The sequence below is a fragment of the Bifidobacterium lemurum genome (genome assembly GCF_014898175.1).
Lineage (GTDB): Bacteria > Actinomycetota > Actinomycetes > Actinomycetales > Bifidobacteriaceae > Bifidobacterium > Bifidobacterium lemurum.
In genome coordinates this window covers 1,467,120-1,493,860 of the sequence record NZ_CP062948.1, presented here as the reverse complement: position 1 = coordinate 1,493,860, position 26,741 = coordinate 1,467,120, and the positions used below count along the sequence as shown (strand labels likewise).

Below are 26,741 nucleotides of genomic sequence, written 5' to 3'. Positions count from 1 at the left end.
CGAAGCGCCCCTCCCATCGGAAGATGTGGAGGGGCGCTCGTTCCGTTTTAGACGAAGGCGTCGCGGATTTGCGCGGCGGTGCCGTAGGAGGCCTGCGCGCCGTATCCGGTGGCCGCGTACGCGGACACGTAGGAGGCGAGCTGCGCGGCGTCACGCAGAGCGAAGCCCGACGCGAGACCGGCGAGCACGGTGCCCATAAAGGAATCGCCGCATCCGGTGGTGTCGACGGCGTCGACCTTCACCGGCGCGATCCTGATCACGGGCTCGTCCGATGCGGCGTCCAGCACCACCGACCCGTCGCCGCCAAGCGTGATGATCGCCTGGCCGAAACCGTACGCGCGCATGCGTTCCAGTGCGGAATTCCAATCGAAACCATCCCAGTCGTCATCCTCCGGCTCGGCCACGCCCAGCAGTTGCGCCATCTCATGCTCGTTGACGAGCAGGATGTCGGCGGCCGCGATGAGCTCGGCGGGAATCGTCGGCGTGAACGGCGAGTTGTTCAGCAGCACCTTCACACCGGCGTCGTGGCACATGCGCGCGGCAGCGGCGACGGTGTCGATCGGGCTTTCCAAGCACAATCCCAGCACGGAGGACGAGGTCAGCGTCTCGCGCATCGATTCGGCGTATTCGACCGTGACCTGCGCGTTGGAGCCGGGCGAATACACGATGGTGTTCTCGCCGGCCGCGTCCACGGTGATCACCGTGGTGCCGCTGGGGCCGGGCACACGACGCACGTTCGCCACATCGACGCCCGCGTCGGTGAGCTGGCCGAGCAGGAAGTCCGCGTTGGCGTCGGAGCCGACCGCGCCGAACATGCGCACGGTGGCGCCGATGCGGGCGGCGGCCGAGGCCTGGTTGCCGGATTTGCCGCCGGGTAGAATCCGCAGCGGGCCGCCGTTGACGGTCTCCCCCGGTCCGGGAAGACGTTCGGTGGTGACGGTGTAGTCGGCGTTCATCGATCCAATCACGCTGACCACACCATGGATATCGCCGAGCAATGAGAGAGCCTGCCCGCCTTTGGACATTCGTGTTTCCACTGTTGTTCCTTTCTAGATTTCATATCAATCCGCATATCGCGCGACGCCGGCCGCATCACCGCGCGTCGCCGACCGATCCGCGGGGGACGTAGATCGTCTCCACCCGCTGCGATCGGCTTTGCGCCCGCATCCCGCGCTCCGGCTCCCCGACCATGTCGAGGAACAGACGCGCCCCTCTGCATCCGATCTGGCGGACCTGCTGCGAGATCACCGAAACCTGCGGACTGGCGAGCCGGAACAGTTCCAGGTCGTCGAACGAGACCATCGAAAAATCCTCGCCCATACGCAGCCCCATGCTGCCCATCAACGACATCGCGCGGAGCATATCCTGCGAATAGCCGAAGATCAGCGCGCGGACCCCCGCGTCGGACATCCGCTTCAGCACAGAGCCGCACGAGGCCTGATCGAAGCTTGTGGATTCCACGAACACATGCTCCTCGCCCACCATCTCGCAGGCCAGCGCCCGGAAGACGCTTTCGCGTTCCCGCAACGTCGGCGAGGTGTGCACGGGGCCGGAGACGTAGCCGATTTTGGTGAAGCCATGCGCGCGAAGATCCTCCAGCGCGGCCCGCATTCCGGGGAGCGGATCCGAATCCACAAGCGGGACATCGTCCAGACCGTCGACCCGTCGGTCCACGAACACCACAGGCAGCTCGCGCTCCACCAACAGCTTGAGCGCGTCGGAGGATTCGCCTTGGGGCACGATGATCGCGCCGTCGATATGCTGCGCGAGGATGCTCATGATGAAGGCGTCCTGCCGCGACGCGCTTTCCGATGAGGTGCCGATGAACGTGCAGTATCCCGCGTCGAACAAGGCGTCTTGGATCGAGTACGCGAGTTCCGCGAAATACCCGTTGCGGATGTCCGGGACCAGCAGGCCCACCGTCCGCGTTTTCGACGAGCGCATCGCCTGGGCGCGCGAGTCGGGGATGTAGTTGAGCTCCGCGACCGCACGTTCGACGGTGGCTTTCGTCTCCTTCGAGATTCTTCCGTTGCCGTTCAACGCACGGGAGACGGTGGAGACCGAGATCCCCGCATGTTTCGCGACATCGCGAATCGTGACGTACGCCATCGCGGCTCCTTTCCGTGCAGCCCGGCATGCGGTGGGCCGCGTCGCTTCCGTACCTGCGCGCAAGACCGCATCGCCTTGCGTTCGCATGCTTCCCGAATCGTCCATGGTTCGGCTCACGGGCTTGCGGGCCTTCTTCGCCGTGTGGAGCGTCCTTCGGGCGGCGACGCATCGGAAAAACGGCGCGCTCTCCCGCCTTCACCGCCAACCACACATGACGACGATTCGAATATTATGCAGTAACGTTTGCGCAAATCAATCAGATTGATTGAGCTTACTTTGCGGTAACGTTTCCGCAATCATAAAACACAGTTCCGCCGGCGGCAACTTGGCCGGCATGCACGGCGTGTCCTGTCAAAAACGCGAGCGGCATCCTGAACGCGGCCGGCAATCCGCGCGCCGGATACCCGCGCGGAATCCCAATACCCCGGCGAGAATCGCAAAAGGCAGGTCGAGTGCACCTTTCTGGGTCGCCACCGTCCAAGACCCCGGCGAGAATCGCAAAAAAGGAATATCAGCCGACCCAGCTCAACCGACCCAGCTCAGTCGGACCCAGCTCAGCCAATCCGGCTCAGTCGATCCGGCTTAACCAATCCAGCTCAACCGACCCAACTCAGCCAGTCCAACTCAGCCAATCCGGATCAGCCAATCCGGCCCAACCAATCCGAGCCCAGCCGACCCAGCTCAACCGACCCACAGTTCCGAGTCGAGCGGCCACTCGTTGGGAGAGCATCCGAGCAGATCCATGGATTGCTGCTGCATCAGCGGCGCGGGTTGCCCGGCTCCAGCGCAGGTCGTCTCATTGTCGACATGACCCAGGCGATGCCCAACCTCATGGTTGATCACCATCCTGCGGTATCGCGCCAATGTGCCGCCGTTGGCGAGCCAATCCTCGGTCGCGGAATTCCATCGATCGACATTGATGATCACCTGGTCGCCGACCCGGCAGCTGTAGGATTCGGAGCAGCCCTCGGAATACGAGCTCATATACTGCGCTTCGGAGAGGATCAGCGTCATATCGCATTGCCCGTCCGTGCTTTCCTCGAAGGTCACGCCCGCGCGCGGCCACCCTTCGGAGCTGTTCAGCGTGGAGAAGACCGTGTCGGAGAAAGCGGTCGCATCGCCGACCTCGCCATTGGTGGCCACGCAATACCGGTATCGGATCGTGGCCAGACCGCTCGCGTTCGCCGTCTGTTCGGCTTGGGCCAGCAGTTCGGCACGCTGCTCGGCGCTTAACGGGCTGGTTTCGGCCGTCTCATCATCCGATGACTGCGCGCTTCCGTCCGCGCTCTCGGTGCCGTCGGCATCGTCGGATCCGTCGGACTCGCCGTCCGAATCGTCTTCGTTCTGCGCGGGCGAAGACGACGATGTTTGCGAGGATTGCGAGGCGGCGCCGTCCCCAGCGGTATCCGTCGCCTTGCCTGAATGCCATATCACGAACATCACGACCAGCGCCGCGATCAGCAGCACATCCAGCACCCCGAACACCACGATGCGGCGGATCCTGTAGATTCGGCGCAGCTCCCGCTCCCGCCGCCTGGCGTCCGCCCGCGACGGCGAACGCCCATCCCCCGCAGTCGTCGCGACGTCATCGCCCCGGCTTGTCGCCTGCGGTTTTAACGCAGATACGACAACACCCACGAATCTGAGGAATGGATTGTTGCTACTCATAACAACGCCGATTCTAGACCCGTGGGTGTGACGTAACCGTTATCGCTCCGTTATGCGAACAGCGTCTGGTAGAGGAAGGCACCCACGATGGCGCCCAGAATCGGCGCGACCACCGGAATCCACGCCTCGGCCCAGCGCGAGGAGCCCTTGTGGGCGATCGGCAGGATGGCGTGCATCAGGCGCGGCATCAGATCGCGGGCGGGATTGAGGCCGGGGCCGGTCGGGCCGCCCATGGAGGTCACCAGACCCCACACGATGAAGCCGACGACGATCGCGGCCGCGGCCGGGGTCTCCTCGCCCCACGGCGAGGTCAGGCAGCACAGCGCGCCCAGCACCAGCATGAGGGTACCGAAGAACTCGTTGAGGAAGTAGTTCACCTTGGAGCCGGAGGCGTCGGTGGTGCAGAAGGTTCCGAGGATCGCGCCCTCGTTCTCGGTGGCCTGGTAATGCGGGTAGTAGGTCACGTACACGATGAGCTGGCCCACGGCCGCGCCCAGCAGCTGGGCGATGACATAGGGGAGCACCAGCGACCAGTCGAACATGCCGTTGACGGCCTGGGCGATGGTCATGGCCGGGTTGATGTGCGCGCCGGAGATGGCGCCGAACATCAGCACGGGGAACATCACGCCGAAGCCGTAGCCCATGGCGATGGTCAGCCAGCCGGAGGCATGGCCCTTGGTGCCTTTCAGCTCGACGTTGGCCACCGCGCCGTTGCCGAAGATCATCAGCACGGCCGTACCCACGAATTCCGCGGCCAAAATGGTGAACAGGGAGTATTCCATACGGAGATCCTTTGACTTCTTCTCTATCTGATTGCTTCTCTATCGATTGAAGCGATACCTAACAAAAAACCCGCCAGACCGGCGGGTGTTCTTGTTTGTGCCCCCTCAGGGACTCGAACCCTGGACACGCTGATTAAGAGTCAGCTGCTCTAACCAACTGAGCTAAAGGGGCGTTGGTCATTTCTTGAGCCGAGTGAACAGTTTACTCAGGCTCGATAGATATGCAAGTCGGCGTGTCGCGACATCATCCCATCAACACCCGCACGGTACGCGCCCCATACGCGCGCCCATGGTGCGCCCATCGTGCGGTACATGGTGCGGTGGTGCCCATGGTGCGGTGCCTACATGGTGCGGTGGGTTGGAATTTCAACGTTTTCAAGGCACCGCACCATGGAAAGTACGGCACCATGGGCACACCGCACCATGGACCGCACCATGGGCCGCACGATGGGCCGCACGATGGGACACCCACCACAGGGACCATGATGGGGATATGCGAAAGCCTCCCCAAGCGAGCCCGGGGAGGCTTTCGATGCTTAAGCTCAGACTTTGTGCAGTCTGATGGGGTCAGGCCGTAAGGCCCAACGTCACTCGGCCACGACCTTCACGGTGAAGGACGCGGTGATCTCCGGGTGCAGGGCCACCTTGGCGGCGAAGTCGCCGGTGGTCTTGATGGTCTCGACCTCGATGGCCTTCGGATCGACGGAGGCCTTGGAGGCCAGAGCCTTGGCGATCGCGTCGGCGGACACGCCACCGAACAGCTTGCCGGACTCGGAGACCTTGGCGGCGATCGTCACGGTGGTGCCCTCGATGGCGTCCTTGGCGGCGACGGCATCCTCGCGGGTGGCGACGGCCTTGGCCAGACGGGCGCGCTTCATGGCGGCGATCTGAGCCTCGGCACCCTTGGTCCACGCGAAGGCGAGGCCCTGCGGAATCAGGTAGTTGCGGGCGTAGCCGAGCTTGACCTCGACGACGTCGCCGGGATGACCGAGGTTGGAGACGGTCTTGGTGAGAATAACCTTGGTATCAGCCATGTTCTAATCCTCCTGAACTCAGCGGCCCGAGGTGGCGTACGGCAGCAGGGCCATCTCGCGGGCGTTCTTGATCGCCTTCGAGATCTTACGCTGCTCCTGCACGGACACACCGGTGATACGACGGGAACGGATCTTGCCGCGATCGGAGATGAACTTGCGCAGCAGCGCGACGTCCTTGTAATCGATCTCGGTGACCTTCGCCGCCTTCAGCGGGTTCGGCTTCTTCTTGAACGGCTTGACCGGCGGTTGCGGCCTCTTGCGTGACATGATGTTCTCCTTACAAACTATGTATCTATATTCGCTGCGTAAGCTGGACTGGCTTAGAACTCAGGCTCGTCGCTTTCCCCACCGAAGTCGGCGGATCCGCCGAATGTGGAGAAGCCTCCCGAACCGCCCGCGTTGCCCCACGGATCCGCGGCGGGCGCGGCGGCGGGGTTGGAGGGCATGGCGGAGGCGCCGCCGGAATATCCGGCGCCACCCTGATAGCCGCCGTTGCCACCGGCGAAGCCAGCGCCGGCGTTGCCGCCGAAGCCCTGGCCGCCCTGTGCGCCGCGACCCTGGAAGCCGCCCTGACCGGACGACTGACGGGTCACCTGCGCGGTGGCATACCGCAGGGAGGGACCGATCTCGTCGATCTGCATCTCCACCACGGTGCGGTTGGAACCGTCGTTCGCCTGATAGGAACGCTGCTGCAGACGACCGGTCGCGATCACGCGCATGCCCTTGGTCAGGCTCTGCGCGCAGTGGTCGGCCAGATCACGCCAGGCGGAGCAGCGCATGAACAACGCCTGCCCCTCATCCCACTGGCCGGTCTGGCGGTTGTACGTGCGCGGCGTCGAAGCGATGGTGAAGCTCGCCACAGTCGCCCCGGAGCCGATGGTTCGCAGCTCGGGATCCGACGTGAGATTGCCCACGATGGTGATGGTGGTTTCGCCTGCCATGACGGTACCTTCTTGTCTTTACACCAGCTGGTTGCAGCTGCTTAACGCTTGGTTTCAGGCGTCCTTACGAAGGATCTTCGTACGGATCACGGATTCGTTGAGGTTGAGCACACGGTCGAGCTCGTCGCTGGTCGCGGGCTCGGCGGTGTAGGTCACCACGACATAGTTGCCTTCGGTCTTGCCGGCGATCTCGTAGGCGAGCTTGCGGCGTCCCCAGTAATCGGGTTCGTCGACGGAACCGCCTTCGTTGGTGACGATTTCCATATACTGCTCGGTCAGCTTCTTCAGACCGCGCTCATCCAGTTCAGGATCGGCAATGAACATCAGTTCGTACTTGTGTGCAGACATCACCCACCTCCTTCGGACTAATCGGCCACGGACGTTCCGCGGCAGGAGTGTGTTTGCATGTCGCTCCATACATCACGGCGCGAGCGCGCCGCTCCCTATGGGCAACTTGCCAACTATATGTCGCCCCCGCGACGATGGGATCTCCCTCAGGCGGCGACGGTCGGGACGCACGGCGCGGCCCACGCCGGGGGTGCTTGTACACTGGACTACGGCGCGGAACAGACCGGCCATCGATCCAACCATGTAGAGGGATAGGACATGTCGACCATTCTTGAAGGCACGCCGGATAAGCGACTCGCTTTGGTCACGGGGCGGGCATACCCGGAACTCGCGGACGAGGTCGCCTCATACCTCGGCGTCGACATCCTCGAGACCACGGCCTACGACTTCGCGAACGGCGAGATGTACGTGCGTTTCTCCGAGCCGGTGCGCGGCGCGGACGTGTTCGTGCTGCAGTGCCATGCGGGCGACCTCAACAAGTGGATCATGGAACAGCTCATCATGATCGATTCGCTCAAGCGCGCCTCCGCCCGTTCGATCACCGTGGTCGCGCCGTTCCTCGGCTATTCGCGCCAGGACAAGAAGCATCAGGGCCGCGAGCCCATCACCGCCCGTCTGATCTTCGACCTGTTCAAGACAGCCGGCGCGGACCGCATCATGACGGTCGACCTGCACGCCACGCAGGAGCAGGGATTCTTCGACGGGCCGGTGGACCATCTGACCGCCACGCCCGTGCTCATCGACTACGTGCGCGGCGCTTTGCCATTGGAGAACACCACGGTCGTCTCCCCGGACGCCGGCCGAATCAAGGTGAGCGAGCAGTGGGCCCGCAAGCTCGGCAATCTGCCGCTGGCCTTCATCCACAAGCAGCGCGACATCACCCGTCCGAACCATGCCGAGGCGCATGGCATCATCGGCGACGTGAACGGCCGTGACTGCGTGGTGGTCGACGATATGATCGACACCGCCGGAACCATCTGCGAGGCGGTGCGCACGCTGAAGGACTCCGGCGCCAAGTCGGTGACGCTGGTGGCCACCCACGGCCTGCTGTCCGGTCCGGCGATTGAACGACTGTCGCAGTGCGGCGCGCGCGAGATCGTGTTCATGGACACCGTGCCGATCGCCGAAGAGAAGCGCCTGCCCAATATGACCGTGCTGTCGGTGGCCCCGCTGCTGGCCGCGGGCATCCGTTCCGTGTTCGAGGAGGGCTCGGTGGCGATTCTGCTCGACGGCCTGCCCGAGGACATGCGCCCGCGCAACATCTACGCGTAGACGCGGCTACATCCCCTCCAGCATCTCCAGCACCACGCCCGCCACCAGACGAGCGCTGCGGCGGAGGTCCGTGTCGCGCCCGTCGAGCTGCTCATACGATTCCCCGCACATATTGCTCAGCGAGCGGATCACCAGACAGTCGACGCCGGCCTTGGCCGCGATCTGCGCGGCCGCCACGCCCTCCATCTCCTCGCAATCGGCGTGATGGAACGCCACGGATCGGTCGAGATCGGCCGGAGCCGTATTGAAGGTGATGCTTGAGGCCACCGTGCCGACTACATACGTCGGCTGCGTGTGTGAGGGCTTCGGCTCGACGAACATCGTGGTGTCGCCATGCTCGGCGACCGATTCCACACGACGCAGCCCGCGCGCGTCCAACACGCGCGCCGCCCGCTCCACCAAGGGGGCGCTCGACGCGAATTCCTCCAGATACGGCTCGGACTCGGCGATCAACGCCGTATCCGCCCCCAAATAGATCACGCGCTCGCCGATGACGATATCGTCGATGTCCATACGCGGATTGAGTCCGCCGGCGATGCCAGAGAACACCAACGCGTCAGGCCGGTGCTCCATGATCAGATATTGCGCCGCGGCGGCCGTGTTCACAATGCCCATACCCGCCACCGCCACCGCGAGTTCCACGTCATGGTACCGCCCGGCCGCGGTATGCATGCCATAACGCGTCTCGCCGTTCGTCCCGAGAGCTTCGAAGAACAGCTCCGCCTCTTTCTCCAACGCCGTGACCACCGCCACACGCACCGTCATATCCGCCTCCTGAATCGCCGTGTTCCGCACGCGCGCGCCGGCGTCGTTATTCCGCCGGTTTGCCACGCGTTATCACTACATACGATAACCCGTGCGACGTGTTCGTTACATACGCGCGTTAATCTCGTTGTTTGTCGGATTTTTCCAGATCGAACCACCGCATGGCACCGCCCGCCATGCTTAAGAGAGAGGAGACGGCCATGTCCGTCAAAACCCAAGTCCTGCGCGCCGCAGCCGCCGCCGTGGCGGCCACGGCCCTGCTGCTGCCCGCCGCCTGCGGCACGACCAACGACACCGCCACCGACGCCAACGTCGATTCCAGCGATATCACGCAGCAGACCGTCACCCCCGGCACGCTGACCATCGCCACCGGCGACCCCGCCTACACGCCGTGGGTGCTGAACGACGATCCCGAATCCGGCGAGGGCTATGAGGCGGCCGTCGCCTACGCCGTGGCCGAACAGCTCGGCTTCAGCGAGGATGACGTGCAGTGGGTGCGCACCACTTTCGACGCGGCCATCGCGCCGGGCGCCAAGGATTGGGATCTCAACATCCAGCAGTTCTCCATCACCGATGAGCGCAAGCAGGCGGTCGATTTCTCCCCGAGCTACTACAACCCGACGCAGGCCGTGGTGGTGCGACAGGATTCCCCGTACGCCTCCGCCACGTCGATCGACGAGCTGAAGGACGCCACCATCGGCGCCATGGTTGGCACCACCAGCTATGACTTCGCCAAGGAACTCATCAAGGACGACATCCAGACCTTCAACGACAACGCCATGCTGGCCCAGGCGCTGGCCGCCAACCAGATCGACGCGTTGGTGGTCGACTCCCCCACCGCGGTGAACATCGTGGAATCCGGCCAGGTGGAGAACGGCGTGGTGCTCGGCCAGATCCCCGATTCCGAGGATCCTCAGGGCATGGGCATCGTGCTGCCGAAGGATTCGGTGCTGACCGACGCCGTCACCGACGCGGTGAACGCGCTGATCGAGGACGGCACGCTGGCGGCGCTGCAGGAGCAGTGGCTGGCCGAATACACCACCGACATCCCCACGTTGGAGTAACGCCGGGTATACCAGCCGAACCGTAAACGCACGCCCCGCTTGACGCGCCTTTCGCGCTCAGGCGGGGCGTTTCCATATGCCGAGCAGCGGGCGCAGCATCACGGCGAACAGCGCCACGGCAAGCACGGCCGTGGCCAGATCCGCGAAAGCCTGCGCGGCGATCACACCGTGGTATCCGGCCACCCGCTCGCCGATGACCAGCGTGGCGAGCAGCATCACGCCCTGGCGGCTCACCGCCAGAATCAGCGCGCCCACGGCCTTGCCCGCGGACTGGAAGGTGGCGGTGGTGACCAGCACCACGGCCACGCATACCGTGCTGAGCAGCTGCACGCGCAGCATGCCGGTGCCAAGGTCGATGATGGTGGGGTCGTCGATGAAGAATCCCATCAGCAGTCGCGCCCCCAGCCACAGCGTCGCGGTCATGACCAACGCCAGCGCGCATTGGAATCCGTAGGCGAAACGCAGGATGCTCGCAAGACGGCGCATATGGCCGCCGCCGTAGGCGTAACCGATCAGCGGCTGCGCGCCGAATGCGAATCCGACGAGAATCAGCACCGCGATCATCACGATTTTCAGCGCGATGCCCATGGCCGCCACCGCGTCGTTGCCGTACGGCAGCAGGAACAGGTTGACGAGGATCACGCCGATGCTTTGCGTGATGTTGGTCAGCGAGGCGGGCACGCCGATGGCGACCACCTGGCCGATCAGATTGGCGGGAACGGCGAAACGCGCGCGTCGGCGCTTCGCGGAGACGGCGGTCTGAGCCGTGGCCGCGTCCGCGGGGATCGTCTTGGCCACGTCGGCACCGGCGCTCTGGTCTTCGCCATCACGCCGCCACAGTAGGCGCGGGTCGATGGAGAGGCTGTCGCAGCGACGGACCAGCACCCATATGAAGTAGATATCGCCGACGACATTCGCCACGAAAGTCGCGGCCGCGGAGCCGGCGGCGCCCCATCCGAACACCTGGATGAACAGGGGGTTGAGCACGATGTTCACCACCGTGCCGATCACCGTGCCCAGCATGGAGGGCAAGGGCAGACCGGCCGCGCGCAACGTGTTGCCGGGCCCCATCGAAAGGATGATGAACGGCGCGGCCGCGATGATCCACCGGTAGTAGGCCGAGGCGTGCGGCATCGTCGAGGGGTCCGCGCCGAGCATGGTGAGGATGGGCTCCTCGAAGGCGAAGCCCAGCACGATCACCAGCAAACCGGTGAGAATCGCGGCGTAGAACGTGAACACGCTCAGCCGCTTCGCGTCCGCATGGCGGCGCTGGCCGAACAGGCGGGAGATCACCGAACTGCCGCCGAGGCCGAACAGGTCACCTAGGGCGATCATGGCGGTGAACACCGGTGCGGCGAGCGAAACCCCGGCCACCATGTCGGTGTTGCCGGTATGCGCGATGAAGTAGGTGTCGACGGCGTTGTACACCAGCGTGACCAGCATGCTGCATACCACCGGCAGCGCCAATGAGAAGTACGCGCGCGGAACCGGCGCATGTTCGAACAACGTGTTATCCATCGGTCTCTTCCGTTTTGAATATCCCGCCCCAAACGGCCTTCCATATGGGCGGAATCCGCTTCCGCCCCACGCGACCGCATCTTAGCGAAGACCCTTCCCCCACCATCGTGCCGATACGGGTGGGCGATTCGGACCGAACATGAGAAAAGCCCCGCCGGAGCGGGGCTTCCTCTACAAGAACAACTGGAGCAGAATCTCTGCACAACATCATCGTTGTAACGGTAAGTCTTTCCAATGCCCGTCCAACGTAACAGTCCTCTTGACCATACACTTTTTGTGGGCTCTGCTCTGTTCTGTTCTTGTATCTCATAATGTATTCACCCGCCGGCCCATGTGCAAGCCGCGCCCCTATGATGTGCGGTTTTTATCCTAAGTGTTCGCATCATGTTCCCGACGGTCTCTCCGACGGCCGTTATTGTTCATATCGAACGGGACCGATGTTCGTTTCCATCCATCTGCGAACATCACGCGGCGTGTCGCATATCTCGCGCGCCGCCATCGGAACAGCCTTCGAATATAAGGAGGCTCTCTCAACCGGAGATTCGGCGCAATAACCCTTTCTCCATACCCCCGTGCACCCCGCCGGTAGTTGCATACGACGCATTCAAGCCGTAAACTGCATCAGCATTGCCCCCTTTTCATCAGACGACCACGCCTGTCGAGATTCCCCGGGGCATACAGCACCATCATCCAACCCGACATCAAGGAACACCATATGAAGCATCTCGGCAGAGCGGCCATCGCGGCATTGAGCGCGACGATCCTCACCTGCGCCGGCATCGCCCCAACGGCATTCGCCGACCCCACCGACCTGGGATTCACCGACGACGCAACCGGCTCCATCACGAACCTCGACACCACGCAAAGAGGCTCCGCTGGCCTGCACGCCAACCCCAACCTGCAGGCTTTATACAACTACGACCCGGACCAGCCGAGCGCCATCGCGGACCTGCCCGCGTCGTATGATCTGCGTAAGGAAGGCCAATCCACATCGGTCAAAAACCAGGGATACTGGGGCACCTGCTGGGCCTTCGGAACGCTCGCCTCGCTGGAAAGCAATCTCATCAAGCAAGGCGCCGTCACCGACGGGACCGAGCCGGACCTCTCCGAACTGCAGCTCGCCTGGTTCTCTTACACGCCCATGTCGCAAGAGACCTACAAGTCGACCGATTTGCTCACTTCGCCCATGGATCTGAGTGACCAAATCGGCGAAGGAACCTCTTTCATCACCAGCGGCGAAAACGCTCTGCCGCTCAATCAGATGGTGCTGAACTTCGGTGGAAATGATTTGCAAGCCACCAACACGCTGAGCAGCTGGCAAGGAGCGACCACCGAAAGCGAGATACCGTACAGCCTCATCCCCGACACGGAGTCTCCGAACTACTCCCCAGACGCCGCTTTGAGCGACGAGTTGCGCACGCTCTCGCAGGTGCACGTGCAGAATATCGACTATCTGCCCCTTCCTGCCACATTCAAGATTGCCATCACTCCGGATATCACCGACTACACCGAATACTACGAATACGACCCTGCGGCAACGGACGCCATCAAACGCGCGCTGATGGACACCGGCGCCGTCTCGCTAGGATACTACGCCACCTTGTATTCGAAGGACTATAACGTCGATAACGCCGCACAGTACGTTGGCCGCTACGTCACTTCGGAAGATGGGAGCACCGTGGCAAACCACGGCGTGACTATCGTGGGCTGGAACGACAACTATCCCGCTTCCAATTTCACGACCATGCCTCCCGGCAACGGCGCGTGGATTGTCAAAAACAGTTGGGGCACCGACATCGACTCCTTGAAGGAAGGCTATTTCTATCTGTCATACTACGACATGACAATCAGCCAAGCCTCCACGTACCAAGCCGACGTGCCACAGGATTCAAGCAGAACGTTCTCCTACGATCACAACTACCAGTACGACTTCCTCAGCACATCGAGTTACTACATCTTCTATCCTGGCGAATGGGGAAACAAGGCGCGCATCGCCAACGTGTTCACCACCCAAGGCACCGAACAGCTTGAGGCCATCTCCGCCGTCACAGCCAACCCCGGATCCAAAGTATCTTATGAGGTGTACCGGTTGAACGCCGACTCGGCATCCCCCACTGACGGCACGCTGGTGGCCAACGGCACCGAGGTTGTGGAGTACGCCGGATACCACACGCTGGTCTTGGATAACCCGGTCGCGCTTGAGGCCGGCGAGCGATTCTCCGTGGTCGAAACGATCGAAGGACGAGACGGGCGCTACGTACCGATAGAAGCAGCCGCAACGGACTACGACTATTCCGACTACACCCTGCATCAGGAGGCCAAGGTGAGCGCCGGACAGAGCTACGTCTCCCAAGATGATGGCGTCACTTGGACCGACGCCGCATCAATCGAACCCGGCACGGGCACCTTCCCCAGCAGCGACGATACGATCGCGCAGTTCATGACCTCCGAACTCAACGAAAACGGAGAGGATGAGCCGAGCATCTCCATCGGCAACGTGATGATCAAGGCGTTCACCACCGATCGTGATCCGTCCGACACACCTGAGGATCCCGAGAGCCCCGAAGAGCCCACCGATTCCCCCAAGGACGCCACGGCGTCCGACGAAGACCCGCTGCCCGCCACCGGCGCCGACTGGAGCGCTCCGGCCGCGGTATGCGTGCTGCTCTTCGCCACCGGCCTGTGCGTCATCGGCATACGACGCGTGGCCACCCGCGTGTAACCGCGCCACGCACCCTGGGGTTGTGGCCACGACGCGTGTGGCCGCAACCCTGAGTGTGCGCACAACCCGCGCGACCCACATCTCACGCAACACACATACAAGCGCACACGGCATATGTGCGGATATCGGCACACGATACCCGCACCACGCAAGCCGCCCAACATGAACAAATGCTGAAATTCCGTCTCATATAAGCGCGTTTCACTAGGCGGCAGACCACGCCAGCACATAGGATATGCGTATGGCACAGATATTTGACGCACCCTCGAAGGCGATTTTGCGCAGCCAGATCGCTGAGCATATCGCGGAAACCGACAAAAACGACAGACGCATCGAAAGGGAAGGCGAGGCACCGCTGCCCGCCGACCGTTTCTTCGACCGCGAGCTGAGCTGGCTCAAGTTCAACAAGCGCGTGCTCGAGCTCGCCCAGGACGAGGATCTGCCGCTGCTGGAGCGCGCCAGCTTCGCCGCGATCTTCGCCAACAACCTCGACGAGTTCTTCATGGTCCGCGTGGCCGGCCTGAAACGCCGTATCGACTCCGGCATCGCCGTCCCCTCGTCCGCGGGATTGAGCCCCCGACAGCAGCTGCGTTCGATCAGCGAGCAGGCGCATCATCTGCAGGACGAGCACGCGCATTACGTGATCGACACAATCCTGCCCGCGCTGGCTGACGAGCGCATCGTGCTGCTGGGCTGGGACAAGCTCACCACCGCCGAGCAGGAGCGCCTGTCGCGCTACTACCGCCAGCAGGTGTTCCCCGTGCTCACCCCGCTGGCCGTCGACCCGGCCCACCCCTTCCCCTACATCTCCGGCGGTTCGATCAACCTCGCCGTGATCGTGGAGAACCCGGCTTCGGGCAAGTCGCATTTCGCCCGCGTGAAGATCCCCGGCAACCTCAACCGCCTCGTACCGGTCGACGATATGACCGATGAGGAGGCGCGTGACGAGCGTTACGGCTTCATCACGATGGAGAACCTGATCATCGCCCATCTGGAATCGCTGTTCCCGGGCATGATCATCAAGGAGGCCCGTTCCTTCCGCGTCACCCGCAACGAGGACATCGACGTGGAGGAGGACGATGCCGAGAACCTGCTCAACGCGATGGAGAAGGAGCTGCTGCGCCGTCGCTTCGGACCGCCGATCCGCTTGGAGATCTCCGACGAGACCAGCCCCTTCCTCTCCCAGCTGCTCGCCGACCAGCTCGGCGTCAGCGCCGATGAGGTGTACCGTCTGCCCGCCCCGCTCGACGCGACCGTGCTGTTCGAGCTCGGAGGCATCGACCGTCCGGACCTGAAGTACCGCCCGTTCATCCCGACCACCAACCGGCAGATCGCCGAGGTCGAGTCGAGCCGCGCGCAGGACATCTTCGCCGCCATTCGCGAGCACGACATCCTGCTGCACCACCCCTACGACTCCTTCTCCACCTCCGTGCAGGCCTTCCTCGCGCAGGCGGCGGCCGATCCGAAGGTGCTGGCCATCAAGCAGACGCTGTACCGCACCAGCTCGAACTCGCCGATCATCGACGCGCTGGTGGACGCCGCGCACGCCGGCAAGCAGGTGCTGGCGCTGGTCGAGATCAAGGCGCGCTTCGACGAGGACGCCAACATCGCCTGGGCCCGCAAGCTCGAACGCGCGGGCGTGCACGTGGTGTACGGCATCGTGGGCCTGAAAACCCACTGCAAGCTCATCGAGGTGATTCGCCAGGAGGCCGACGGGCTCAAACGCTACTGCCATGTGGGCACCGGCAACTACAATCCGAAGACCGCCCGCATCTACACCGATCTGGGTCTGCTCACCTGCGATCCGGTGGTCGGACAGGATATGACCCGCCTGTTCAACCAGCTGAGCGGATACGCGCCCAAGTCGAGCTTCCATCGTCTGCTGGTCGCCCCGCGCACCGTGCGCACCGGCCTGATCCAGCGCATCCGCCGCGAGGAGGACGCCGCCCGCGCCGGCAAGGAGGCGTGGATCAAGATCAAGGCCAACTCGATCGTGGATGAGAAGACCATCGACGCGCTGTACCGCGCCAGCCAGGCCGGCGTGAAGATCGACATCGTCGAGCGCGGCATCTGCTCGCTTAAGCCCGGCGTTCCGGGGCTCAGCGAGAACATCCGCGTGCGTTCGATCCTCGGCCGACTGCTCGAGCACAGCCGCATCTACGCCTTCTGCAACGCCGACGGCCCGCAGATCGGCGAGGGCCCCGCCTCCGGACCGGAGGTGTGGATCGGTTCGGCCGATCTGATGCACCGCAACCTCGACCGCCGTGTCGAGGCGCTGGTGCGTGTGACCGACGCCGAACAGGTCGACGAGCTGATCCGCTACATCGACCTGCAGATGGCCGACTCCACCGTCAGCTGGCATATGCAGCCGGACGGCACCTACGTGCGCCATGCCAAGGACGGCGAGGGCCGTCCGCTGGTCGACAGTCAGGAATACCTGATCAAGCGGCACCAGCGCCGCCCGCGCACCAACAACTGACCCAGTTGGACGCCACGCCCCTCTCTCGTCATCCCGAGTAGAGGGGCGTCTTTTTCGTCATCCCGCGTGGGAAGGCCTCCCTTTCGACATCCTGAGCGGAGCCCGAAGGGCGAGACGCAAGGATCTCAGGACCAGCAACGACGGCGGACCTGACGAGGCGGCCGATGCCGTATTCGCGATACGCCGTGACGCGGCCGCGGCGACGTGTATTACGCGGATTATGGGGGACTTCCGTAATTTGCGTCACTGGCTCATCCTCAGCGATGGAAATTACGGAAGTCTGGGTTTTGCCGCGTAAAAAGGCTCACTGAGGATTCGGCAGTGACGTAAATTACGGAAGTCCCCGACATTTCGCGTAATAACGATCACAGCATCACAGACCACGCCATCGCCGCATACAATACAACTATGGGAACCAAGATGAGACGAATCGTGGAGGCGGCCGGCGGCATCCTGTACCGGCTGCGTCCCGAATCCCCCGAAAGCGAACATGCCTCCGGCGCCGACGGTCCGCGGTCGGACGGACGTTCCGTAACCGGCATGGCCACGGCGACGGACACCAAGCGCATCCTCGAGCGCATCGAAGTATGCGTGGTGCATCGGCCGAAATACGACGACTGGAGTTGGCCGAAGGGCAAGCTGGAACTCAACGAATCGCACCGTCATGCCGCCGTGCGCGAGATCAGCGAGGAGACCGGCGTTCCGGTGGCGTTGGGTCCGTATTTGGGCGAAGTCGAGTACCCGCTGGATCAGGAGGGGCGCAAATCCCGCCGTTCCAAGGACCGTACGGCGGACACCAAGCATATCCTCTACTGGATGGCCACCCCCGTCAGCGCCGAGGACGCCGAACGCATGCGGGATGCGTTGGGACCGGTGCAACGCGCGGACGTCGGCGAAATCGACGATATCGTGTGGGTGTCGGTGACGAAGGCGCGCAAAATGCTCACCCACTCCACCGACCGTGATGTGCTCGCCCTGTTCGTCGACCGCATCGAGGAGGGCGCGGCCCACGCCGTGCCGGTGCTGCTGGTGCGGCACGGCAAGGCCGAGGCGCGCAAAACCTGGAAGGGCACCGACGCGAACCGCCCGATCACCCCGAGGGGCGCGGCCGCGTCCTACGCGCTCAACCGCGAACTCGCCTGCTACAACCCGACCCGTCTCGCCACCTCGCCGTGGCTGCGCTGCCAGCAGACCCTGCAGGGGCTGTCATGGCAGATCAACAGGCCGATGATTCACCTCGATACGCTCACCGAAGACGCCTACGCCGAAAATCCGAAGGCCGCATGGGACACATTGCTTGCGGAGATCGAGCTCGCGTTCGCCAGCGGACAAACCGACGCGATCTGCATGCACAGGCCGGTGATCGGTGGTATGTTCAAATATCTGCGCGCGATGTGCGCGTCGACGATGCTGGAGAAACGGCTGATCTCCAAATCGCCGTACATGCCGACCGGCACCGCCGTGGCCCTGTTCGTGGCAGGCGGCCCGGGAGGTCCCACGATCATCGATATTCAAAAGGTGGCGCCACTTGTCTATTAACCCCTCGCATTTCGGCCCCGGCAACGGATCGGTGCGCGCGGCCGGCGCGGGATTCGCCCCATCCGGCCTGGGCGCGCGCCCGTCCCGCCCGGGACAGCTCGCGCCCGGTCTGCTTGAGCAGATGGCCGGTGGCATAGATCCGCAGGCGATCAGCGAATTGGCTCATGTCTCCGCGGCCGCGCTGCTCGACCGCGTGCATCACAGCGAGGATCCGGCCGTGGTGGAGCGCGTGCTCACGCTGGTCGACCGCGAGGGCGTGGATGTGATCGCCGAATTGTGGAGCTCCTCCGAGCCTGATTCCTTGCCCGGCATTCTGTGGAGACTGTACATGCTGCGCACGTGGATGCACCGGCACCGCGATTCGATCGCGCGGCTGTGGCGCGTGGGCGAGCCGGTGGCGACGTCCGCCTCCGCCATCGCCGGCGTGGACCAGGCACCCACGGAGGATGACATCGCCCGACTGGCGGATTCGATTCTCTCCGGCGCGTTCACCGGCGACTTCGCCGTGGCGCTCGAACGCGCCTCGGCGTTCACCGACGTGGTGGCCACCGGCTTGCGCGTCGAAGCCCACAAGCTGGTCGTCGCCGCGAACAACGGCGCCGCCGCCGAATCGGCCGTAACCGACGAAGGCGCGCTGCGCACCAAGGCCGCGCGCCTGATGCATACCGCCGGCAATCTGTTCGCCACAGCCAAGGACTTCCAGCACGGCGCGAATCTGTGGCGCCGCGGGCGGCTGGAGTAGCCGCGGATACGTCGGCCTGCGGCCCATCGGCGCTCGTTTCCGCCAAATGATTGACGCGAACGAGCGGCCATGCTTTCCAGACCGAATCCCTGATGATTCGCGCATCCGCCGAACGGCGATATGCGGCGAAACCCCATGCGTAAAACCCATGCATTCAGCGTGTGGCGATATCGCGTGCCTTATACTGATATCCGCGTCGGGCCGTGCTTAAGCCCCGGGCTCCATTTTTTGCCGCCGCGAGCGGCCCTTGCGCCGACAGGCGCTTTCACGGTTCGGCGCATTCCCTCTACAGGAACATCGCCATCCACAACGGCATCACCTCGACGGCATCGCCGGCCGAGCCGACGTTGCCGGGCGACAATTTGATGCCGCGCTTGACCCCGTAATTGTCAATCAGCGACCGCATGGATTTCGCCTGCCGATTCGCCGAGGCCTTGACTTCGACGGCCGTGGCGACATCCTCGTACCTGATGAAGAAATCCATCTCCAAACGCGAGTTCTTCTCGAAGTAATACAGTCGCTTGCCCTGCTTGGCGAACATGTCGCCGATGATGTTCTCGTAGATGGCACCCTTGTAAATACCAAGGTTTTTGCCGACGATCACATCACGTTGGGCGCCGTCCTCCAGCATCGCCATGAGCAGACCGGTGTCGCGCATATACACCTTGAATTTGGCGTTGTCGGCATTGCCCTCAAACGGCAGTTCCGGATTATTCAGGCAATGGCAGAAGTTGATGATGCCCGCGTCGTACAGCCATTGGAGACTTCCCGCGTATTTTCTGGCTCCGCTTCCCTTCTCCACCAATCCGTAGGTAAAGCGCTTCGAATCCTTCGCAAGCTGTTTGGGAATGGAATCGAAACATGCCCGGGCTTTGGCTTTCTCACGCCCTTCGGCGTATTTGGCGATGTCATCGCGGTAATCGTCCAGCAGTGCACGCTGGATACGCAGGACCCGGTCATAATCATGGTCGTCCGCGAAGGATTGCACCACCCGCGGCATACCTCCCACCGCGATATATTGACGTAGGTTGTCCATCATCGAATCGTTGACCGCTGCCGGCACCTGTTCACGACGATCGTAGAGACCCCGCAGATATGCGATGGTCGACGAATCCTGCCCCATCGCCCACAGAAATTCCTCGAAGTCCAAGGAGTACATGGTTTCCCGGTCCACATAGCCGGCGGGGAACGATGAGACCTCCTCATAGTTGATCCCCAGCAACGATCCGGAGGCGATCACATCATAGCGTCCGTCCAGCGCGAAGAATTTCAGTGCGGTGCGCGCGTTCGGGCAACTTTGAATCTCATCAAGGAACAGCAACGTCTTCCCTGGCACGAATCTGCTTCCAGGAATCGACAGCTTCATGCGTTCCACAAGAGCGTCCACGTTGTTGTCGCCATCGAACAGATCCCTATACCGGGCGTCATATTCGAAGTTGATGCTCACATAATGCTCATACTGCTCTCGGGCGAATTGGTCCACGATATAGGTCTTGCCGACCTGGCGAGCGCCTTGCAGCAGCAGACACCGCCTATCAGGATCGTTCTTCCAACGGATAAGACGGTCCATAATCTTTCGTTTCAATACCATACGAACAGTCTCCCCACACTAAATGCATATAACTCGCGCGACTTTTATGCATAGTTTACCAAAAAGTCGCGTGAGTTTTTTGCATTGGTGCATAAAAGTCGCGCGAGTTATGTGCATTTGAGCAGATGCGTCCGTTTTGCCGTTTTGAACGAAACGCCATGACACGGCTTTGTTGTAGCGCTACAATTTTAGCGCTACAATCACATCGGAGCGTGGGGAGCCGGACCTCCTCGCCGGACGCCACGCACGCCATATCCGCAAATCCTTGCCGACGCCACCGACGGCGTCGGGACAACGCCGACCAGCACAGGAGCCGCCATGACCATCAACACCACCCACACGTTCCGAGCCTTGGGCAACGCCCTCGAATGGACCGGCGACGGCGAGTACCTACGCATCGAAGCCTGGGGAGCGAACAGCGTGCGCGTGCGCGCCCGACTGATGGAACCCATCGCCCCGGCCGACTGGGCCCTGCTCGAACCCGAAACAACCACCGCGCCCACCATCACCATCGAAGGGAACGCCGACGGCGGAACCACCGCCACCCTGACCAACGGCGACATCGTCGTCACCGCCGAAGCCAACGCGGAGGGCAGCGCCTGCCGTCTCGGCTTCGCCAAAACCGACGGCACCGTATTGCTGCGCGAATCCAGCGACGGCGGCGCGCTGCGTCTGCGCGCCCGCAAATACGAATCGCTGCCCGGCGGCGGCACACGCGCCACCGTGACCTTCGATGCGAACGATACCGAGCATCTCTACGGCATGGGCGAATACCAACAGCCGGTGATGGACCTCAAAGGCACCACGCTGGAACTCGCGCACCGCAACTCCCAAGTCTCCGTGCCCTTCATGCTCTCCTCGGCCGGATACGGCTTCCTGTGGCACAATCCGGCCGTCGGACGCGCCACCTTCGCCCGCAACACCACCCAATGGCAGGCCTCCGTCTGCGACCAGATCGACTACTGGATCACCACGGGCGCGAACCCCGCCCAAATCGAACGCCAATACGCCGACGCGACCGGCCACGCGCCCGTCATGCCCGAATGGGGACTGGGCTTCTGGCAGTGCAAGCTGCGCTACTGGAACCAGGAGCAGCTGCTCGAGGTGGCGCGCGAATTCAAACGCCGCGAAATCCCCATCGACCTGATCGTCATCGACTTCTTCCACTGGCCGCTGATGGGCGATTTCCGCTTCGACGAGGAATTCTGGCCCGACCCCAAGGCCATGGCCGACGAACTGCACGAGATGGGCATCAAACTCATGGTCTCCGTCTGGCCGCAGATCGACCTCGAGTCGGAGAACTACGACGAAATGCGCCGGCGCAACTATCTGGCCAAAACCCGCCAGGGCAAGGACGTGGGCATGTGGTGGCCGCGCGACAACCAGTTCTTCGACGCCACCAATCCCGAGGCGCGCGCGTTCGTGTGGGCGCTGTCCAAAAAGAACTACACCGACCTCGGCGTCGACGCGTTCTGGCTCGACGAGGCCGAACCGGAATGGGGCGGCGACTACGACTACGACCACTACCTGTACCATCTCGGCCCGGTGAACAAAGTCGGCAACGTGTACCCGCAGCTGTACAACAAAACCTTCTACGACGGCCAACTCTCCATCGGACGGCAAGACGACATCGTGAACCTCACCCGCGCCGCCTGGGCCGGCTCGCAGCGCTACGGATCGCTCGTATGGTCGGGCGACGTGCACTCCACCTTCACGGACCTCAAAGCGCAGATCACCTGCGCCATCCATATGGGCGTCGCCGGCATCCCGTGGTTCACCACCGACATGGGCGGATTCGCGCTAGGCGACCCGGAGAGCGAGGAGTTCCGCGAACTGTACGCACGCTGGTGCCAGTTCTCCTGCTTCTCCCCCGTGATGCGCAACCATGGCGACCGCCTGCCCGGAACCCGCGTGCCCGGCAAGCCCACCACCGACCGCAAGGGCAACCCCATCGACCACATCCACACCGGCGCCGACAACGAGCCGTGGAGCTACGGGGAGGCCATCGAGGAGCTGATGGTCAAGTACATCCGCATCCGCGAGACCCTGCGCCCGTACACGCGCGAACTGTTCGACGCCGCCCACACCGACGGCCAGCCGCTGGTGCGCGGCCTGTTCCACGAATTCCCCGACGACGAGGCGGCGGCCGATGTCGCCGACGAATACCTCTTCGGCCCGGACCTGCTGGTCGCGCCGGTGACCGCGTTCGGCGCACGTTCACGCGAGGTGTATCTGCCCGGCGATGAGTCGACCACATGGACGAATCTGCATGACGGCAAGCAGTACGCCGGCGGCCGGAACGTCAGCGTCGAGGCGCCGCTCGACGTGCTGCCGCTGTTCGCCCGTAACGGCGCAGACCATGGGCTCGCGGGGATGATCTAGGCCGGATGCGGTCCTGCAGTCCCGCGCGGTCGTGCGGATTCACGCGGGGCTGCGGGGCTGCGGAAGTGCGGGCGTGCGGGACTCGCGGACCCGTGCGGGACCGCGGGCGTGCGCGGACGCGACTCCCGCACGCTGTAGCATGAAGGCACGCAGCACGGGTTGAAAGGAGATGGCCCATGGTCACGCTTGACGATGTGGCGGCGCGCGCCGGGGTATCGCGGATGACCGCGTCGAACGCGCTGCGTGGCAAAACGGTCGTCAAGGCCGAAACCGCGCGGCGGGTGCTCGCGGCCGCCGAAGAGCTCGGATACCGCCCGAACATCGCGGCGCGCCAGCTCAGTTCCGGCCGCACGCACGTCATCGGTCTGACCATGACCGACTTCGACCTCATCTTCCCCGCCGACCTCGCCGCCCGCGTCTCCGATCTGGCGCAGGAGCGCGGCTATCAGACGATAGTGCAGCAGACCCGCTTCTCACGCGACTTCGAGCGGCGGGTTCTATCCAGTCCGGCCACACAGGTGTGCGACGGCACGATCGTGTGCTGGCCCAGTTCCGACGCCGCCGACATCCTGTCGTTCGGACGCACGCAACCGCTGGTGTTCTTCGACGGCTTCGGTTTGGAGGGGCAGGCGGATTGCGTGTTCACCCCATGCGTCGAAGGCACGCGCGCGGCCGTGCGGCATCTGATCCAGCAGGGATGCCGCGACGTGCTGGTGATCGGCGAGGAATACGCGGCCCCGGAGGAACTCGCCACGGCGAATTCCTCCGGCCGGCGGCGTCTGCTCGGCGCCATGCGCGGGCTGCGGGAGGCGGGATTGGACTACCGCGCAGGCAACGTCTACGCATGCCCATGGAACCGTCAGGGCGGATACGACTTGATGACGCGGATTCTTGCGGAACGGCGCGACTTCGACGGCGTGTGCTGCCTGAACGATCCGCTCGCCATCGGCGCGTTGAAGGCGCTGACCGACGCCGGCGTCAGCGTGCCACACGAGGTCGCCATCGTGGGATTCGACGGCGTGGAGGACGGACGCTACACCACGCCCGGCCTGACCAGCGTGTGCGTGGATGCCGGCGAGGTCGCCGCCGCATGCCTGGATCTGCTGACCGCGCGTCTTGATGGCGGGAACGCGGGAGCCGAGGATGGCGATGCAGCCGGCAAGGCCGGGGGAACCGCCGCCGGCAGGGCTGGCGAAATCGGCGGGACCGAGGCCGCCGGCGCGGACGGCGCGGCCCGTGCGACCAACACGACCAACACGACCAACACGATCAGCGCAGCCAGCACAATCAGTGCAGCCAACACAGCCGGGACTGCCGACGCAGCCAGGATCGCCGACACAACCGGCCCAACCGACGCGTATGCGCCGCAGACCCGCACCGTCGGGTTCACCCTTGCGCGGCGAGGCAGCGCCGAAAGGAATCCCTCGCTCTAGGGACGCCTCTCGCGCGGCGCGGTCGCGGCCGGACGGCAGGCGCGTTAATCTTGGACGTATGAGTATTGATCTTCATGTTTTGGACCATCCGCTGGTCGAGCATAAGCTCACCGTGCTGCGCAACAAGAACACCCCCTCATCCACATTCCGCGAACTCGTCACCGAGCTGGTGATGCTGGAGGCGTACGAGGCCACCCGCGGACTCGCCGTGGTGGACAAGCCCATCGAGACGCCGGTCGCGCCGATGGTCGGCAAGCATATCGCCACCCCCGCGCCGATCATCGTGCCGGTGCTGCGCGCGGGCCTCGGCATGCTCGACGGCATGACCAAGATGATTCCGACCGCCGAAGTCGGGTTCCTGGGAATGAAGCGCGACGAGGAGCATCCCACCCAGCAGATCACCTATGCGAACCGTCTGCCCGACGACCTGTCCGGCCGCCAGTGCTTCCTCATCGACCCGATGCTCGCCACCGGCGGCACGCTGGTCGCCGCCACGCACTACCTGGCCGAGCGCGGCGCGAAGGACGTCACCGCGATCAACATCATCGCGGCCCCCGAAGGCATCAAATTCGTCGAGGAGAACATCGACCCGACCATCGACTTCAAGATCGTGGTGTGCGGCGTCGATGAGAAGCTCAATGACAGGTGCTACATCGTGCCGGGCCTCGGCGACGCCGGCGACCGCCTCTACGGCGTGATCGACTGATGCAGATCGACATCGTATGCGTCGGCAAGATCAAGGAACGCTATCTTGCCGACGCCATCGGTGAGTACGCCAAGCGCCTTTCGCGCTATTGCAGGCTCTCCGTTCTCGAGGTCGCGGACGAAAAGACGCCGGACCATGCCAGCGAAGGTGTGGAGCGGCAGATCCGCGCCAAAGAAGGCGAGCGCATCGCCAAACATCTCAAATCCGATGCCTTCGTAGTCGCTCTGGCCATCGACGGGAAAATGCTCTCGTCGGAGGAGCTGGCGGCGAATCTCGCGCAATGGGGGTTGCGGGGCGTCAGTCATATCCAATTCGTGATCGGCGGTTCCATCGGCCTTGACGATGCCGTGCTTCGCCGCGCGGACATGAAACTCAGCTTCTCGAAGATGACGTTCCCCCACCAGCTGATGCGCGTGATTCTGCTTGAACAGGTGTATCGGGCCTACAAAATCAACGCGCACGAGCCCTATCACAAGTAATTACTGGCGGGGATCCGGGACGAAGGACTCGAAGATGTGGCGATCGAACCAGGCATCGCATTCGGCAAGCTCGTCCTGGCTGCGCACCGTCCAGGAGACGGTGGTCGCGCCCATCGAGCGGGCGGCGCGCACCTGCGGCGTATTGCCGCCACGCCAGTCATAAGCCACGAAGTCGGGGCGGGACAGCCAGTCGAACACCAGCAGGCCGGCGGCCCACGCCGACGCTCCGGACTCTCCCATCGACGCCGCCTCGGACAACTGCCCGCGGCACGCCTCCGGACGATGTTCCTTATACCAGCACATGGCCTGGGGGTGGAACGACTCGACGACATACGCGCCCTCATAGCCTTGCAGCAGCGCGTCGCCCCGTTCCATCAGCAGTTCGCAACGCTCGTCCCAACGGGCGTCGCAGTCGAATTTGTATTCCACGATCAGCGGCACACGACCATCCACCACTTTGAGCACGTCGGCGAACAGCGGCACATGCTGGTAGTAGCCGTCGGGCGCGGAGGAAGGTGTGGTGACCAGCGGCGGACGCTGCTCAGCGCCGGGCAGCGGCTTGGCCGCCGCATCCCCGGGCTTGCCGCCTGGGAACAGCGGGATGCGGGTCAGCTCGTCGTAGGTCAGATCCTCGATGCGGCGCGGGTCTCCCGCCACACGCAGCAGATCTTCGTCGTGCACGACCACCACCTGGCCATCCAGCGTCAGCTGCACATCGAGTTCGATGCCGTAGCCGGCCTCGCAGGCGGCGGCGAAGGAGGCCAACGAATTCTCCGGGGCGATCGGGCCGGTCTCGTCCGGCGTGGCATAGCCCGCCTTCATCGCCATCCGCCGGGCGAGGGCCACGTAGTCGCCGCTTCCCACGGCGTATTGCGCGGTCAGACCGGAACCGGCGTCATGCAGCCCACGATGGGCGTACCACACGTCGGGCACCGCCGGCACGTAGTTGCGACGCTTGTCGCCGAACGCGCGCGGGGCGAGGGCCCAAGCGGCGGCACCTGCGGCGACCGCGCCGCCGACCAGAACGTTCCTGAGGAATTTCGACATTTCGTTTCCTTCCATTTGGCTTGTCTCAAGGGTAGACCCAACGCGCGTCAACCTGTCGCACCCGGGCGTAGCCGGCCGATGCGGAGTTTGGTGCGCCGGGGTATCGTCATATGTCCAAGT

Annotated in this window: 22 protein-coding genes and 1 tRNA gene; 10 read left to right on the top strand and 13 right to left on the bottom strand. The window is 63.7% G+C overall.

Annotated elements, in window-relative coordinates:
• Positions 1 to 47 precede the first annotated feature (47 nt).
• The 9 genes from BL8807_RS05535 to rpsF form a co-directional block, all read right to left on the bottom strand.
• Complete coding sequence (locus BL8807_RS05535; protein ID WP_072724618.1) at positions 48 to 1,025, bottom strand: ribokinase; 978 nt, start codon at positions 1,023 to 1,025, stop codon at positions 48 to 50.
• Between the two features lie 67 nt (positions 1,026 to 1,092).
• A complete protein-coding gene (locus tag BL8807_RS05530; protein WP_072724616.1) occupies positions 1,093 to 2,109 on the bottom strand; it encodes a LacI family DNA-binding transcriptional regulator in 1,017 nt (338 codons plus the stop codon).
• A gap of 681 nt (positions 2,110 to 2,790) precedes the next feature.
• The gene (locus BL8807_RS05525; RefSeq protein ID WP_226847264.1) at positions 2,791 to 3,777 is read right to left on the bottom strand and encodes a DUF3152 domain-containing protein; all 987 of its coding nucleotides are present in this window, start codon (positions 3,775 to 3,777) and stop codon (positions 2,791 to 2,793) included.
• Positions 3,778 to 3,827: 50 nt separating this feature from the next.
• Entirely contained in the window at positions 3,828 to 4,559 is a 732-nt protein-coding gene (locus BL8807_RS05520; protein WP_072724614.1) for an MIP/aquaporin family protein, read from the bottom strand.
• 98 nt (positions 4,560 to 4,657) lie between these two features.
• Positions 4,658 to 4,731: transfer RNA gene (locus BL8807_RS05515), tRNA-Lys, on the bottom strand.
• 415 nt (positions 4,732 to 5,146) lie between these two features.
• Positions 5,147 to 5,593, bottom strand: a complete 447-nt coding sequence (rplI, locus tag BL8807_RS05510; protein ID WP_072724612.1) for a 50S ribosomal protein L9 — start codon at positions 5,591 to 5,593, stop codon at positions 5,147 to 5,149.
• An 18-nt stretch (positions 5,594 to 5,611) separates the two neighbouring features.
• Positions 5,612 to 5,860, bottom strand: coding sequence for a 30S ribosomal protein S18 (gene rpsR, locus BL8807_RS05505; RefSeq protein ID WP_072724610.1), 249 nt, complete (start codon positions 5,858 to 5,860; stop codon positions 5,612 to 5,614).
• A 53-nt stretch (positions 5,861 to 5,913) separates the two neighbouring features.
• The gene (locus BL8807_RS05500; protein ID WP_072724608.1) at positions 5,914 to 6,534 is read right to left on the bottom strand and encodes a single-stranded DNA-binding protein; all 621 of its coding nucleotides are present in this window, start codon (positions 6,532 to 6,534) and stop codon (positions 5,914 to 5,916) included.
• Between the two features lie 54 nt (positions 6,535 to 6,588).
• A complete protein-coding gene (gene rpsF / locus BL8807_RS05495; RefSeq protein WP_072724607.1) occupies positions 6,589 to 6,882 on the bottom strand; it encodes a 30S ribosomal protein S6 in 294 nt (97 codons plus the stop codon).
• Positions 6,883 to 7,140: 258 nt separating this feature from the next.
• On the opposite strand from rpsF, the gene BL8807_RS05490 reads away from it, so the two are divergent.
• Positions 7,141 to 8,154 (top strand): ribose-phosphate diphosphokinase, encoded by a 1,014-nt coding sequence (locus tag BL8807_RS05490; protein ID WP_072724605.1) that lies wholly within the window; start codon positions 7,141 to 7,143, stop codon positions 8,152 to 8,154.
• Between the two features lie 6 nt (positions 8,155 to 8,160).
• Here BL8807_RS05490 and BL8807_RS05485 read toward each other — a convergent pair whose 3' ends face one another.
• Positions 8,161 to 8,919: a 5'-methylthioadenosine/S-adenosylhomocysteine nucleosidase gene (locus BL8807_RS05485; protein WP_072724603.1), complete on the bottom strand. Its 759-nt coding sequence runs from the start codon at positions 8,917 to 8,919 to the stop codon at positions 8,161 to 8,163.
• 200 nt (positions 8,920 to 9,119) lie between these two features.
• On the opposite strand from BL8807_RS05485, the gene BL8807_RS05480 reads away from it, so the two are divergent.
• Positions 9,120 to 9,983 (top strand): ABC transporter substrate-binding protein, encoded by an 864-nt coding sequence (locus tag BL8807_RS05480; RefSeq protein ID WP_072724601.1) that lies wholly within the window; start codon positions 9,120 to 9,122, stop codon positions 9,981 to 9,983.
• A gap of 57 nt (positions 9,984 to 10,040) precedes the next feature.
• Here the strand turns inward: BL8807_RS05480 and BL8807_RS05475 are convergent, their stop codons facing one another.
• On the bottom strand, positions 10,041 to 11,501 hold the full coding sequence (locus tag BL8807_RS05475) for an MATE family efflux transporter (protein WP_072724599.1): 1,461 nt from the start codon (positions 11,499 to 11,501) through the stop codon (positions 10,041 to 10,043).
• Positions 11,502 to 12,216: 715 nt separating this feature from the next.
• On the opposite strand from BL8807_RS05475, the gene BL8807_RS05470 reads away from it, so the two are divergent.
• The 4 genes from BL8807_RS05470 to BL8807_RS05455 all read left to right on the top strand — a co-directional run bounded on the left by BL8807_RS05470 (position 12,217) and on the right by BL8807_RS05455 (position 18,983).
• Complete coding sequence (locus BL8807_RS05470) at positions 12,217 to 14,223, top strand: C1 family peptidase (RefSeq protein WP_072724597.1); 2,007 nt, start codon at positions 12,217 to 12,219, stop codon at positions 14,221 to 14,223.
• A 241-nt stretch (positions 14,224 to 14,464) separates the two neighbouring features.
• Positions 14,465 to 16,702: an RNA degradosome polyphosphate kinase gene (locus BL8807_RS05465; protein WP_072724595.1), complete on the top strand. Its 2,238-nt coding sequence runs from the start codon at positions 14,465 to 14,467 to the stop codon at positions 16,700 to 16,702.
• Positions 16,703 to 17,122: 420 nt separating this feature from the next.
• Positions 17,123 to 18,241, top strand: coding sequence for an NUDIX hydrolase (locus BL8807_RS05460; protein ID WP_226847490.1), 1,119 nt, complete (start codon positions 17,123 to 17,125; stop codon positions 18,239 to 18,241).
• Positions 18,242 to 18,362: 121 nt separating this feature from the next.
• Entirely contained in the window at positions 18,363 to 18,983 is a 621-nt protein-coding gene (locus BL8807_RS05455) for a hypothetical protein (protein WP_370737546.1), read from the top strand.
• A gap of 286 nt (positions 18,984 to 19,269) precedes the next feature.
• Here the strand turns inward: BL8807_RS05455 and BL8807_RS05450 are convergent, their stop codons facing one another.
• Positions 19,270 to 20,574 carry an ATP-binding protein gene (locus BL8807_RS05450; RefSeq protein ID WP_072724589.1) on the bottom strand — a complete coding sequence of 435 codons (1,305 nt, stop codon included), beginning with the start codon at positions 20,572 to 20,574 and terminating at the stop codon, positions 19,270 to 19,272.
• Between the two features lie 318 nt (positions 20,575 to 20,892).
• Here BL8807_RS05450 and BL8807_RS05445 point away from each other — a divergent pair, with 318 nt between their 5' ends.
• The 4 genes from BL8807_RS05445 to rlmH all read left to right on the top strand — a co-directional run bounded on the left by BL8807_RS05445 (position 20,893) and on the right by rlmH (position 25,574).
• Positions 20,893 to 22,956: a glycoside hydrolase family 31 protein gene (locus BL8807_RS05445; protein ID WP_094725330.1), complete on the top strand. Its 2,064-nt coding sequence runs from the start codon at positions 20,893 to 20,895 to the stop codon at positions 22,954 to 22,956.
• Positions 22,957 to 23,132: 176 nt separating this feature from the next.
• Positions 23,133 to 24,389: a LacI family DNA-binding transcriptional regulator gene (locus BL8807_RS05440; protein WP_072726939.1), complete on the top strand. Its 1,257-nt coding sequence runs from the start codon at positions 23,133 to 23,135 to the stop codon at positions 24,387 to 24,389.
• A 64-nt stretch (positions 24,390 to 24,453) separates the two neighbouring features.
• A complete protein-coding gene (gene upp / locus BL8807_RS05435) occupies positions 24,454 to 25,095 on the top strand; it encodes a uracil phosphoribosyltransferase (RefSeq protein ID WP_072726980.1) in 642 nt (213 codons plus the stop codon).
• A complete protein-coding gene (gene rlmH, locus BL8807_RS05430; RefSeq protein WP_072726940.1) occupies positions 25,095 to 25,574 on the top strand; it encodes a 23S rRNA (pseudouridine(1915)-N(3))-methyltransferase RlmH in 480 nt (159 codons plus the stop codon). Before upp ends, rlmH begins: the two co-directional genes overlap by 1 nt.
• On the opposite strand, the gene BL8807_RS05425 is transcribed toward rlmH, so the two are convergent.
• Positions 25,575 to 26,621: a glycerophosphodiester phosphodiesterase family protein gene (locus tag BL8807_RS05425; RefSeq protein WP_072726941.1), complete on the bottom strand. Its 1,047-nt coding sequence runs from the start codon at positions 26,619 to 26,621 to the stop codon at positions 25,575 to 25,577.
• Between the last annotated feature and the right edge of the window lie 120 nt (positions 26,622 to 26,741).